The organism is Rhodopseudomonas sp. B29 (assembly GCF_000333455.1).
Taxonomy (GTDB): domain Bacteria; phylum Pseudomonadota; class Alphaproteobacteria; order Rhizobiales; family Xanthobacteraceae; genus Rhodopseudomonas.
In genome coordinates this window covers 1-12,770 of sequence record NZ_BADD01000693.1, presented here as the reverse complement: position 1 = coordinate 12,770, position 12,770 = coordinate 1, and the positions used below count along the sequence as shown (strand labels likewise).

12 protein-coding genes and 1 pseudogene are annotated in these 12,770 nt (G+C 64.9%); 8 read left to right on the top strand and 5 right to left on the bottom strand.

The features are described 5' to 3' along the window. From I5M_RS33915 to I5M_RS25095, 3 genes are all read left to right on the top strand, one after another. Window positions 1-1,618, top strand: a 1,618-nt coding sequence (locus tag I5M_RS33915) for a flagellar hook-length control protein FliK (RefSeq protein ID WP_022723917.1), incomplete at its 5' end; no start/stop codon positions are given. Further along, on the top strand, window positions 1,615-1,878 hold the full coding sequence (locus I5M_RS33910; RefSeq protein WP_022723916.1) for an EscU/YscU/HrcU family type III secretion system export apparatus switch protein: 264 nt from the start codon (window positions 1,615-1,617) through the stop codon (window positions 1,876-1,878). The genes I5M_RS33915 and I5M_RS33910, both read left to right, overlap by 4 nt. 173 nt (window positions 1,879-2,051) lie before the next feature. Continuing rightward, window positions 2,052-2,879, top strand: coding sequence for a penicillin-binding transpeptidase domain-containing protein (locus I5M_RS25095; protein ID WP_022723915.1), 828 nt, complete (start codon window positions 2,052-2,054; stop codon window positions 2,877-2,879). Window positions 2,880-2,885: 6 nt separating this feature from the next. On the opposite strand, the gene I5M_RS25090 is transcribed toward I5M_RS25095, so the two are convergent. Then, window positions 2,886-3,293, bottom strand: coding sequence for a DUF4260 domain-containing protein (locus I5M_RS25090; RefSeq protein ID WP_022723914.1), 408 nt, complete (start codon window positions 3,291-3,293; stop codon window positions 2,886-2,888). Window positions 3,294-3,586: 293 nt separating this feature from the next. Between I5M_RS25090 and I5M_RS25085 the strand changes: the two genes are divergently transcribed. Beyond that, complete coding sequence (locus tag I5M_RS25085) at window positions 3,587-5,119, top strand: acyl-CoA carboxylase subunit beta (RefSeq protein ID WP_022723913.1); 1,533 nt, start codon at window positions 3,587-3,589, stop codon at window positions 5,117-5,119. Window positions 5,120-5,269: 150 nt separating this feature from the next. On the opposite strand, the gene I5M_RS25080 is transcribed toward I5M_RS25085, so the two are convergent. Together I5M_RS25080 and I5M_RS25075 are read right to left on the bottom strand one after the other, a co-directional pair. Then, on the bottom strand, window positions 5,270-5,572 hold the full coding sequence (locus I5M_RS25080; protein ID WP_022723912.1) for a HigA family addiction module antitoxin: 303 nt from the start codon (window positions 5,570-5,572) through the stop codon (window positions 5,270-5,272). 11 nt (window positions 5,573-5,583) lie between these two features. Further along, window positions 5,584-5,868, bottom strand: coding sequence for a type II toxin-antitoxin system RelE/ParE family toxin (locus I5M_RS25075; protein WP_022723911.1), 285 nt, complete (start codon window positions 5,866-5,868; stop codon window positions 5,584-5,586). Window positions 5,869-6,024: 156 nt separating this feature from the next. Between I5M_RS25075 and I5M_RS25070 the strand changes: the two genes are divergently transcribed. Then, a complete protein-coding gene (locus I5M_RS25070) occupies window positions 6,025-6,564 on the top strand; it encodes a hypothetical protein (protein WP_022723910.1) in 540 nt (179 codons plus the stop codon). A gap of 188 nt (window positions 6,565-6,752) precedes the next feature. Next, a complete protein-coding gene (locus I5M_RS25065; protein WP_022723909.1) occupies window positions 6,753-7,562 on the top strand; it encodes a DUF1295 domain-containing protein in 810 nt (269 codons plus the stop codon). A gap of 62 nt (window positions 7,563-7,624) precedes the next feature. Here I5M_RS25065 and I5M_RS25060 read toward each other — a convergent pair whose 3' ends face one another. After that, complete coding sequence (locus tag I5M_RS25060) at window positions 7,625-7,897, bottom strand: GCG_CRPN prefix-to-repeats domain-containing protein (RefSeq protein WP_022723908.1); 273 nt, start codon at window positions 7,895-7,897, stop codon at window positions 7,625-7,627. Between the two features lie 223 nt (window positions 7,898-8,120). After that, window positions 8,121-8,513: a hypothetical protein gene (locus I5M_RS25055; RefSeq protein WP_022723907.1), complete on the bottom strand. Its 393-nt coding sequence runs from the start codon at window positions 8,511-8,513 to the stop codon at window positions 8,121-8,123. A gap of 337 nt (window positions 8,514-8,850) precedes the next feature. On the opposite strand from I5M_RS25055, the gene I5M_RS25050 reads away from it, so the two are divergent. Then, entirely contained in the window at window positions 8,851-12,336 is a 3,486-nt protein-coding gene (locus I5M_RS25050) for an indolepyruvate ferredoxin oxidoreductase family protein (protein ID WP_022723906.1), read from the top strand. Window positions 12,337-12,549: 213 nt separating this feature from the next. Next, a pseudogene (locus I5M_RS25045) lies at window positions 12,550-12,770 on the top strand (thiolase domain-containing protein); the annotation flags it as partial.

The following is a 12,770-nucleotide window of genomic DNA, read 5'->3' as shown; positions in this document are numbered from 1 at the left end:
GTCGAGCCCCACGCAGGTGCCGCTGCAAGCCGGCCAGACGCTGCAAGTCGTAGTGTCGCAGAGCGACGGCGGCGTCCGCCTCCAAGTCGTCAACCAGCCGGTCACCACTGCAACTAACAACGCGGCGCTGAGCGGTGCGGTGCTCGACACGGTGACGCTGGCGCCCGAGGCTATCGTGCTGACGGCGCCGACCTCGACGCCCAGCATCGTCCCGGCGCTGACCAACGCGCTGACGCCGCAGCAAGCGGTGGCTGTCGCCAATGCGGCGCAGGCCGCGGCGACGCAGCAGACCGGGCTGTCCGCTTTGTTCGCCGACCTCGGCGCGGCGGCGCTGATCAGTCAGTTGCCGCCCAAGCTGCAGCAGGCGGTCGCGCAGGTGCTGGCGCAGCAGCCGAGCCTCGATACCAATCTGACCGGCGCCGACATCCAGCGCGCGTTCCAGAATTCCGGCATCCTGCTCGAAGCGTCGCTGGCCTCGGGCGCGACGACGACAGCCGGCACCGACATGAAGGCGGCGCTGATCGTGCTCCGCCAGGTGCTCAGCACCGCGCTCGGCGAAGCACCGAGCGCTACAGCGAGTCCCACAACGCAAGCGCTGGCGCTGACCAACGCAGCGACGACACCGGCGTCGACTCAGGCTGCAGCTTCCGGCGTCACGCCCGATCTGCTCGACCTGATCAACACCATCACCGGGCAGACGACGTCTCAAAACGCCACGACGGCATCAGCTTCGGCACTTGTAGCCGCGGTCGCGACTACTGCCGAGACGCCGGCCGAGCCGTCGTCGATCCAGGCCGTGATCGCGCAACTGAGCAGTGCCGCCACTGCGGCAACGGCTGCTAAAGGCGCCAGCGCCGGCGCGACCGCGATGGACACCAGCGCTGTCCTCTCTGCGCTTCAGCAGGCCGCCCAGCTGAATCCGCAGACCGCTGCGCTGTTGGCGCGCGCCGGCACCGACAATCCGATCCTGCTGTCGCTGCTGCCCGCTGCCAGCGGCACCCGCGTCGGGAAGCCCGATGACGGCGGCATCGCTCGCACCAATACGCCGCCGCCGCCGTTTCCCGGTGCGCTGCCGGCGGCGCAGCCGGTGATGCCGGCGAGCCTCGATCCGCACATGCCGCTCGACGCCACGCTGCGCCGTCTGCTCGCCGAGACCGACGGCGCGCTGGCGCGGCAGACATTGCTGCAGGTCGCCTCGCTGCCCGACCGCGCCGACGCCGGTGCGACACGTACCGATACGACGCAGCCGCGTTGGTGCTTCGAGATTCCGTTCTCGACTCCGCAAGGCACCGCGGTGGCGCAGTTCGAGATCAGCCGCGACAAGGACGAAGCGCTGCCGGGGCAGGCGAGTAGCAAGGTCTGGCAGGCGAAGTTCTCGCTCGATGTCGAGCCGGCCGGGCCCGTGCATGCGGTGGTGATGCTCAAGGGTGAGAAGACCTCGGTCCGGATGTGGGCCGAGCGCCCGGCGACGACGATGCTGCTCCGCGCCGGCGCCCCGGCGCTCACTCAGGCGCTGGCCCGCGCCGATCTCGTCCCCGGCGACATCATCGTCCGCGACGGCGCCCCCACAGAAGCCAGGGCGGCGCCCGCCGGCCACTTCCTGGATCGCGCGCTGTGACCGATCTGAAAAACCAGCTCGCCGTCGCGCTGCATTACGATCACTCCGGCGCGCCGCGCGTCGTCGCCAAGGGCAAAGGCACCGTCGGCGCCAAGATCATCGAGCTGGCGCGCGAGCACGGCGTCCCGATCGAGGAAAACGAAGTGCTGGCCGGCGCGCTGTCGCACGTCGAACTCGGCGACGAGATTCCGGAAGAACTCTACACCGCGGTGGCCGAGGTGCTGGTGTTCGTGCTGCGCCTCAGCGGGCGAGGGCGGTGATTAGTTGAAAGGCCTCTCCTCGTCATTGCGAGCCGAAGGCGAAGCAATCCAGCCCGGTGTACTGCGCTGGATTGCTTCGTCGCTACGCTCCTCGCAATGACGAGTTGGAACCGTCATTGTTTCACCACGGACCCCGCTTAACCTCCGCATCCTGTTAGTTCGAGGATGCCGTCTTGATCACCCGCCGCGCCGCACTCAGCTCCACACTGGCTCTCGCATCCGCCGCGCTGCTGCCGCGGCTCGCGCGGGCCGACGTTGCGCCTCAGCGCAGCGAGATTCGCGACAGCTTGGGCAAGCGCTTCACGGACGAAGGCACCGTCGGCACCTTCGTGGGCTATCTCACGAACGACTATCTCATCATTGCCAGTGATACGATGCGCTCCGGCGAGGCGTTTCTGCCGGCTTCGACCTTCAAGGTGCCGAATTCGCTGATCGCGCTCGAGACCGGCGTCGTCGCCGATCCCGACAAGGACGTGTTCAAATGGGACGGCGTTCGGCACAGCAACGAGGCGTGGAATCGCGACCACACGCTGCGCAGCGCGATCGCGGTGTCGGCGTTGCCGGTTTATCAGGAGATCGCCCGTCGCATCGGGCAGGAGCGGATGCAGAAGTATGTCGACCTGCTCGACTACGGCAATCACAACATCGGCGGCGGCATCGACCGGTTCTGGGTCAGCGGTGATCTTCGTATCGATTGCATGCAGCAGATCGATTTTCTCGATCGGCTGCGCCGCCGCGTGCTGCCGATCAGCAAGCGCAGCCAGGATCTGGTCGCCGACATTCTGCCGGTGACCAAAGTCGGCGATGCCGTCATCCGCGCCAAGACCGGGCTGCTGCTGGCGACGAAGGACCGGCCATCGCTCGGCTGGCTGGTCGGCTGGGCCGAAAAGGGCGACAAGCAGACCGTGTTCGCGCTCAATCTCGAAGTCCGCGAGCCGCGTCACGTCGAAGGCCGCATGGCACTGGCGCAGCAGTGCCTCACCGATATCGGGGCGCTGTAGCGCGCCTCAGGCTTGGCGGCCGATGCGGCCCAGATGGGTGAAGCCGAAGCCGGTGCCGTATTTGAGTCCGTAGCCGAGCGCGCGGTCGAAGCCGATATGGGAAAACCAGATCAGCGACAGCACGCCGCCGAGCGGCCATAACAACACGACGCCGGCGACCGCGATCAAGAGCGGCCCGATGATCGAATGCGCCGCATTGTAGACCAGCGCGCCGGCGCGCGGCCCGGCCAGATAGCCGATCATGCCGAGATCGGGCGCAAAGAACAGCACCGCATACAGCAGCCACGAGCCGTCCGAGACGGCATAGAAAAGTGTCGAAGCCGCCAGCAGCACCACGCCTTCGAGGCGCATCAGTGCGAGCACCTCGCCGGTGACTGCGCCGTCCTGCGCCGGATTGATCGTGGGGCTCTGCATCTCGGTCTCCTCGAAGGGACCCGCGATATAGAGCCTGCGTCTGCGCAGAGCCACCCCGGTTTCGCAACCGAGTGTTGCGGTTTCGCGCAGAGTGGTGCGGGAGCACGGCTTTGCGGCGCCCGGCCCCATCAAAGGTGGTAGCCCGGCCGCGATTCAACGCGGTTTCCACACTTTGATACCCCGTGCTAGGGTGCCGCTTCAGACCGTCGGAGGCCTTGATTATTGCGCCCGGGCGGGCAAAACCTCGGCACGCTCTTCATCACATCGATCCCACCAGCGCGGCTTATCCCAACATGAAACACATCCTCGAGGCTCTCGACGACCGCCGCGCGGCGGCCAAACTCGGCGGCGGCGAAAAGCGCATCGACGCGCAGCATTCGCGCGGCCGTCTCACCGCGAGGGAGCGGATCGACCTGTTGATGGACAAGCATTCGTTCGAGGAAATGGACATGTTCGTCCAGCACCGCTCGACCGAATTCGGCATGGACAAGACCAAGATCCCGGGCGACGGCGTCGTCACCGGCTGGGGCACCATCAACGGCCGCAAGGTGTTCGTGTTCGCCAAGGACTTCACCGTGTTCGGCGGCTCGCTGTCGGAGACCCACGCGGCCAAGATCACCAAGATCCAGGACATGGCGCTGAAGGCGCGCGCGCCGATCATCGGCCTCTACGACGCCGGCGGCGCCCGCATCCAGGAGGGCGTCGCGGCGCTCGCCGGTTACTCCTACGTGTTCCGCCGCGTGGTCCAGGCCTCGGGCGTGATCCCGCAGATCAGCGTCATTATGGGCCCGTGCGCCGGCGGCGACGTCTACGCCCCGGCGATGACCGACTTCATCTTCATGGTGAAGAACACCAGCTACATGTTCGTCACCGGTCCCGACGTGGTGAAGACGGTGACCAACGAAGTCGTGACGCCCGAAGAACTCGGCGGCGCCTCGGTGCACGCCACGAAGTCGTCGATCGCCGACGGCGCGTTCGAGAACGACGTCGAGACGCTGCTGCAGATGCGCCGGCTGGTCGACTTCCTTCCGGCCAACAGCGGCGAGGGCGTGCCGGAATGGCCGAGCTTCGACGACATCGAGCGCGAGGACTTCTCGCTCGACACGCTGATCCCCGACAATCCGAACAAGCCCTACGACATGAAGGAGCTGATCCTCAAAGTCGTCGACGAGGGCGATTTCTTCGAGCTGTCGGACGCCTTCGCCAAGAACATCATCACCGGCTTCGGCCGCGTCGCCGGCCGCACCGTCGGCTTCGTCGCCAACCAGCCGATGGTGCTGGCCGGCGTGCTCGACTCGGACGCCTCGCGCAAGGCGGCGCGCTTCGTGCGGTTCTGCGACAGCTTTGGGATTCCGATCGTCACCTTCGTCGACGTGCCGGGCTTCCTGCCGGGCACCGCGCAGGAATATGGCGGCCTGATCAAGCACGGCGCGAAACTCCTGTTCGCGTTCTCGCAATGCACCGTGCCGCTGGTCACCGTGATCACCCGCAAGGCCTATGGCGGCGCCTTCGACGTCATGGCGTCCAAGGAAATCGGTGCCGACATCAACTACGCCTGGCCGAGCGCGCAGATCGCCGTGATGGGCGCCAAGGGCGCGGTCGAGATCATCTTCCGCCAGGACATGAACGACCCTGAGAAGATCGCGGCCCGCACCAAGGAGTACGAGGACCGCTTCCTGTCGCCCTTCATCGCCGCCGAGCGCGGCTACATCGACGACGTCATCATGCCGCATGCAACGCGGCGCCGGATCGCGCGGGCGCTGGCAATGCTACGCGACAAAAAGATGGAAATTCCGGCGAAGAAGCACGACAATATGCCGTTGTGAGGGGGGCAAGGGCACCGGCTGGTGCCAGCTCAAATCAGCTCATTTGCAACGTGTTAGTGTACTCGTCATGCCCGGGCTTGTCCCGGGCATCCACGTTTCTGAGCCTGCGTCCTGCATGTCGCTTCGCTCATGCAGGCTACTTAGCCGTTGCTATGCTGCCTTTGCCTTGACCGGTTTGATGCGCTTCAATTCTTCAGCGTTGTTGTCTTCGGCAGTTTCTAGGTCGTGCTGCGCCTGCAAATTCATCCAGAAGTTCGGGGTCGTGCCGAAGTACTTTGCGAGCCTGAGCGCGGTGTCTGCGGTGACTGGAGTTTCCTGCCGGGCAAGCCGCTCGATCCGAGTTCGCGGTACGCCGCAGGCGGAGGCGACCGCATAGGGCGTCAGCTCCATCGGAATCAAGAATTCCTCGCGGAGGATTTCACCAGGGTGAACCGGGGGGAGTTTTTTCGCCATCGTGTCCTCTACTAGTGATAGTCGATAATCTCAGCTTGCTCCGGACCGGTTTCGGTCCAACGGAAGATGATCCGCCACTGATCGTTGATCCGCATCGAATGATAGCCGTCGAGGTCACCCTTCAGGGGCTCCAGCCGGTTGCCGGGCGGGATGGCCAAGTCTTTGAGCGCCGCGGCCGTATTGAGCTGAACTAGTTTACGTCGTGCCACTGAAACGAGGTCAGGTGGAAAGCCCTTCGGAGCGCGCCGTTCCGCCATAATGGATCGCGCAAACTTTCCTCGAAAGCTGCGGATCATCTCTCTCACCTCAGTGGATCCGTGGAACGTATCGTGATATGATACGTTTCGTCAACTTGTTTTGGTGCCGGGATCGCGTGGCAGGGGATCGATATTGAACCTCAACGCTTTCTCCGCCAAAATCCCTAACATACCGTCCTCGCAGGTCTCATCCCGATGCTCCGCCCCGTCGTCGCCGTGCTGCTCGCCGCGCTGCTGCCCGCGCTTGCTCATGCCGAAGAGCAGATGCTGCTCAAGCCGCCGAAGGGATTCAAGGTCGTGGCTGAGGCCAAGACCGACAAGGAGGCCACGACCGCGATGGTGCCGGATGGGCAGAGCATCGCCAACTGGACCGACCGGCTGACGACGCAGACGCTGTTCAAGCAGGCTGATCTGACGCCGGCTGCTTATCGTGAGCGGGTGGAGAAGGCGGCGGCGGCCGAATGCCCCGGCGCCAGTTTCGAGAAGATCAAGGACGGCACCGAGAATCTCTATCCGATGGCGTCGTGGATCGAGAAGTGCCCGAAGGCCAAGGACGGCGGCAAGCCGGAGGTGACCTGGTGGAAGGCGGTGCAGGGCCGCGACAGCTTCCATGTGGTGCGGCGGACGTTGCGGCTCGAGCCGGACGCCAAGCTGGTCAAGACGCTGACCAGCTTCTTCGATGCGACCCGGCTGTGTGACACCCGTGTGCCGGGTCAGCGCTGCAAGTTGAAATAGACGGGCAGGGCTGGGCGATTGCGCCAAGCAGGCGACGACCGGGCCAAAGCGGCAGGCTAACTTCTGCCGGGCCAGCTTCCGCCGAGCCGAATGCTGCCGCACTTTGCGTTTTGTCATGGTCCAGTAAATGCTGTCGTCCTATAGATTGCCGCCGTTTTCCGCTGCAGGCTGAGCGAAGGGCGTTTGCGATGAATTTCCCCTGGGGGCTGCTGATCGTTGCCTACGTGGTCTGCCTCGCCGCGACGGTGCCCGGCTTCAAACGGGTCTATTACTTCGTCAGCCTGTGCTACGCGGGCGCGATCGTAGCGCAGAGCGTGGTGTTTGGTCTGGCCTACGGCTTCACGATCGGCGGCTGGCCGCTCATCCTCGTGGCGCTACTGTTCGCCTATGGGGTCCGGCTCGGTTGGTTCTTGTGGGACCGCGAGCGTAACCCGGCCTATGCCAAGGAGTTGGCGCTGGCCGAGCGCCGCACGGCCGACGTCGCGCTATGGCTGAAGGTCGTGATCTGGCTCGGCGTCAGCGCGCTCTACACGCTGCTGTTCCTGCCGGCGTTGCTCACGCTCGATGCCAATGCGCACGACCGCTCGCTGATCTCGTTGCCGCTCGGCACGCTGATCGCTGCGGCGGGTCTGGTCATCGAGGCTGTCGCCGATTGGCAGAAGTCGAGCTACAAGGCGGCGCATCCGGCGCACTATTGCAATATCGGCCTCTACGGCTGGGTGCGCTGCCCGAATTATCTGGGCGAAATGCTGGTGTGGTTCGGCGTCTGGTTCGCCGGCGTCTCGGCCTACGAGACCACGGCCGCCTGGGTGTTGGCGACGCTGGGCATGCTCTATATCGAGGCACTGATGCTAGGTGCCGCTGCCAATCTCGAACGCAAGCAGGACGGGCGCTACGGCGCGCTTCCGGAGTATCAGGACTACGTCCGGACGGTGCCGATTCTGCTGCCGTATCTGCGGCTGCATTCGCTGAAGAAGCTGCCCTTCACCTTTCATTGACTCCCGAAAAGCAAGAAGCCCCGCGCGAGGCGGGGCTTCAAAGGTTTTGCAGATCGTCGCGATCAGAACGGGCGGCAGCGGCCGTGGCGGAAGATGAAGCCGGGCGGGCAGACGACGCGGGGGCGGACGACCGGCGGACGCACCACGACGGGGCCGCCGCGATACATCGGCCGGCAGCGGCCGTACGCACCACGCGCCCAGCCGGGGCCGCAGCCCTGCGCGACCTGGATCACGTCGGGTGCTTGGGACGAATGGATCGGCGCCAGCGGCATCGCGCTGGCGGCGCCGAGGCCTGCGAGAGTCGCGGCGAACAGAGCTGCAACGAAGGTCTTCATGAGGCTTTCCCCTGATTGGCCGCTGCGCGGCGTCGAAGTGGTTATCGAAATGCGAACCGAGTTGTTTCCACTCCCGGCGGCTCTCGGTACTTACGGAGTTAGATGATTCGGGCTGAATAGGGCATGAATGCGCAAACGAGCGGGCCAGGATGTCGCAGCAAAAAAAGCGGCGGGCGCTCGTCGCACCCGCCGCTACTGATCGCCGGTCGTTCTTCGAAAGGGACTACGGCGCCTTGTTTCCGTCCGAACCCTTCGGCACGGCGCGATCGATTTCGGTGCCGGTCGGCGCGCTCTGCGGCTGTGACGTCGGAGCCGCGCCCGTCGTGACGCCAGCGCCGGAGTTTGGTGTGCTGGCCTGGTTGGCCGGCACGCTCTGGCCGGCAGCCACCGGCTGGCCCGGATTGGTCGACGATGAATTCATGCCGTAGAACACCGCCGCAAACACCAGCATGATCGCCACCGCAAAGGCGGCAACGCGGCCGGTGGTGACCGGACCTTCTCGCAATTCGGGGTCGGCTTGCAGCTCGTTGTCGAACTGCGAGGTCTGTCTCGGGTCGGACCACGCCGGGGATTCCGATGCGGGCCGATAGGGATCGTTCGGAGCCTGTTGCGCCATTGGGGTCCTCCTTTTGGCTTGAGAAACAATCCTGGTTCGGCCGATACGTTCCGCCGCCAAAGCTGCTTGCGCGCCGAATCAAAATGGCAGTTCCGGGAAAAGGAATGCGGCCATGTTGCACTGCGCCGGACACGATCGTGCGAGCCGCCGTCCGCTATCGAACTAATCGTCCGCGAAGCCTTCACGCTGCGCAACGAAACTGCGGGCGCGGAACGCGGGGCGCCATGCCGCTTTTGTTGATGCGGGTTTTCGGCAAACCGGCTTACAATCATTCCAACAGACCGCAGCAACGGCCGAAAATGCTTGCGCGGTCCACCTGGCTCAGCGCGAGGACGGAATGGGAATCGACCAAGGACCGATCAGTCTCGATCAGAAATATACCCAGCATTCTGGGCACATTTTCCTCACCGGCATTCAGGCTTTGGTACGGCTGCCGATGGCGCAGGTCCGGCGCGATCGCGCGGCGGGTCTCAACACCGCGGCATTCGTCACCGGCTATCGGGGCTCGCCGCTCGGCGGCTACGACCAGCAGCTTCACGCCGCCAAGCATCACCTCGAACAGTACAACGTCAAATTCCAGCCCGGCGTCAACGAAGACCTCGCCGCCACTGCGATCTGGGGCACCCAGCAGCTCAATCTTTCGCCCGGTGCCAAGTACGACGGCATCACCGGCATCTGGTACGGCAAGGGCCCGGGCGTCGATCGCTGCGGCGATGTGTTCCGCCACGCCAATGCGGCGGGCTCGGCCAAGCACGGCGGCGTACTGTGCCTCGCTGGTGACGATCACGGCGCCAAGTCGTCGACGGTGCCGCATCAGTCCGACCACGCCTTCATCGCGGCGCTGATGCCGTATCTCTACCCGTCGTCGATTCACGAGATCATCGAGATGGGCCTGCTCGGCATCGCGATGTCGCGCTACTCGGGCTGCTGGGTCGGCATGAAGGTGATCACCGAGACGGTGGAGACCACCGCCGAGATCAACCTCGCCGACGAGACAAAACCCTTCATCATCCCGACCGATTTCGAAATGCCGCCGGGCGGCCTCAATCTGCGCTGGCCCGACGATCGTTACGATCAGGACCGCCGGCTGCAGGACTACAAAGGCTTCGCGGCGATCGCGTTTGCGCGCGCCAACAAGATCAACCGCGTCACCATGGATAGTCCGAACGCGCGGTTCGGCATCATGGCGTCGGGCAAGAGCTACGAGGACGTCCGTCAGGCACTGCGCGAGCTAGGCATCGACGAAGAGGTCGCCGCCAAAATCGGCCTGCGGCTCTACAAGATCGGCATGCCGTGGCCGCTCGAGCCGGAAGGCGTGCAGCAATTCGCGCATGGTCTCGAAGAAATTTTCGTCGTCGAGGAGCGCCGCGAGATCGTCGAAAACCAGGTCAAGCAGCTGCTTTTCGGCACCCGCGAGCGGCCGCGGGTGATCGGCAAGATGGACGACCACAACCATCGTTTCCTGCCTTTCGCCGAGGAACTCAGCGTCGCCAAGGTCGCGACCTCGCTGACCGATCGCCTGCTGGCGATGGAGATCGACCCGACCATCGCCCAGATGCTGCGTGCCCGGGCCGACTGGTTCCACGGACGCGACGCCTCGCAGGTCCAGAACGTCGTGCCGATCGCGCGCACGCCGTATTTCTGCTCGGGCTGTCCGCACAACACCTCGACCAAAGTGCCCGAAGGCAGCCGCGCGCTGGCCGGCATCGGCTGTCACTTCATGTCGCTGTGGATGGACCGCAACACCGAGACCTTCACCCATATGGGCGGAGAGGGCGTGCCGTGGACCGGCATCGCGCCGTTCACCGACGAGAAGCACATCTTCGCCAATTTGGGCGACGGCACCTACTTCCACTCCGGCTCGCTGGCGATCCGCCAGTCGATCGCCTCCAAGGCCAATATCACCTACAAGATCCTCTACAACGATGCGGTGGCGATGACCGGCGGTCAGCGCCACGACGGCGATCTGTCGCCGCAGCAGATCACATATCAGCTGCACTCCGAAGGCATCCGCGCCATCTATCTCGTGTCTGAGAATCCCGGCGCCTATCCGGCCGACACGATCGCGCCCGGCACGATTCTCCGTCACCGCGACGAGCTCGACGCGGTGATGAGGGAGTGCCGCGAGATCAAGGGCGCCTCGGCGATCGTGTTCGTGCAGACTTGCGCGGCCGAGAAGCGCCGCCGCCGCAAGCGCGGCCTGATGGAAGATCCGCCGCGCCGCGTGATGATCAATGCTGCTGTGTGCGAAGGCTGCGGTGACTGTTCGGTGCAGTCGAACTGCATCTCGGTCGAGCCGCTCGAGACCGAGCTGGGCCGTAAGCGCGCGATCAATCAGTCGACCTGCAACAAGGACTATTCCTGCCTCAAGGGCTTCTGCCCGTCCTTCGTCACCATCGACGGCGGTCAGCTGCGCAAGCGGGCACCGGCCGATCTCGGCGACGTTGGCAATCTGCCGGAGCCGGCGAACCGCCCCGCGCTGGACAAGCCCTACAACGTCGCGGTCGGCGGCGTCGGCGGCACCGGCGTGCTGACGATCGGCGCGCTACTCGGCATGGCGGCGCATATCGAGGGCAAGGCCTCGATGATCCTCGACATGTCGGGCCTCGCGCAAAAGGGCGGCGCGGTGCTCAGCCATGTCCGACTGTCCGACAAACCCGAAGACGTGACGTGCTCGCGCATCGTCACCGGCAGCGCCGACGTGCTGATCGTCGCCGACGAGGTGATGGCGATCTCCAAGGAGACGCTGAGCCTGTGCGAGGCGGGCCGCACCCACGGCGTCGTCAATACGCATCTGGTGCCGATCGCGGACTTCATCCGCAACCGCGACTTCGATTTCCAGACCCGCAAGGTCAACAGCGTGCTCGCCGGCGCGCTGCGCAAGGACTCGGCTTTCCTGGATTTCACCAAGGCCGCAGTGACTTTGCTCGGCGACTCGATCGCCACCAACATGATGATGATGGGCTATGCCTATCAGCAGGGCCTGCTGCCACTCAGCGCCAAGTCCATCGAGCAGGCGATCGAGCTCAACGGCGTCTCGATCAAGATGAACACCCAGGCGTTCCGCCTCGGCCGGCTCGCTGCCGCCGATCCGGCACGGCTGGCGTCGCTGCTCCACGGCGCGGACGACACCGCTCCGACCAAGACCCAGGGCGAGATGACGCTCGACGAGATCATCGCGCATCGCACCGAGATGCTGACCGCGTATCAGAGCAAGCGGCTGGCGCGGCGCTACAACGATCTGGTGGGCAAAGTACGCGCCGCGGCCGATGCCGGCGGCTACGAGGAAGCGCTACCGCGCGCGGTGGCGATCAATTACGCCAAGCTGCTCGCCTACAAGGACGAGTACGAGGTGTCGCGGCTGCTGACGCTGCCGTCGTTCGAACAGCAGATCAAAGATCAGTTCGAAGGCGACTACAAGGTCAGCTTCAATCTCGCGCCGCCGATCCTGCCGGGCAACGACGTCACCGGGCGGCCGAAGAAGCGGCAGTTCGGCGAGGGCATGAGGCCGGTGTTTCGCACACTGACGAAGCTGCGCTTCCTGCGCGGCACGCCTCTCGATCCGTTCGGCTATCATCCCGAGCGCAAGCTTGAACGGCAGCTGATCGCCGACTACGAGGCCGATGTCGCCAGCGTGCTGCAGCATCTGTCGCCGGCGACGATCGACACCGCGGTGGAGTTGTTGTCGATGCCGGATCGCATCCGTGGCTACGGCCCGGTGAAGCAGAAGTCGGTCGACGACACCGCACCGCGCTTCGCCGAGCTGCGCGCGAACTTGCGCGACCCGCAGCCCGCGCCGCCGCGTCAGATGGCGGCGGAGTAGGGCGATTTAGTAGTTACGTCGTCATTGCGAGCGAAGCGAAGCAATCCAGCTTAATGCACCGAGCTGGATTGCTTCGTCGGCTACGCCTCCTCGCAATGACGGTGGGACGAGGCATTCCGTGCAGCGGGAATCATTTGCCGCACCAATCCGCTTGCCAATCCGCTTCCCGCGCGCCACAAAAACGTCGGGACGAAACGCCAGCGGAGAACTGCGTTGACAATAAAAGGCAAGGCCTACATTGCCGGCATCTACGAACACCCGACGCGCCACGCGCCTGATAAATCCGTCGCCCAGCTGCATGCCGAAGTCGCCAAAGGCGCGCTCGAAGACGCGGGCCTGACCAAGGACGACATCGACGGATATTTCTGCCCCGGCGACGCGCCCGGCGGCGTCATGGCGATGGTCGACTATCTCGGGCCTCAGGTTCGGCATCT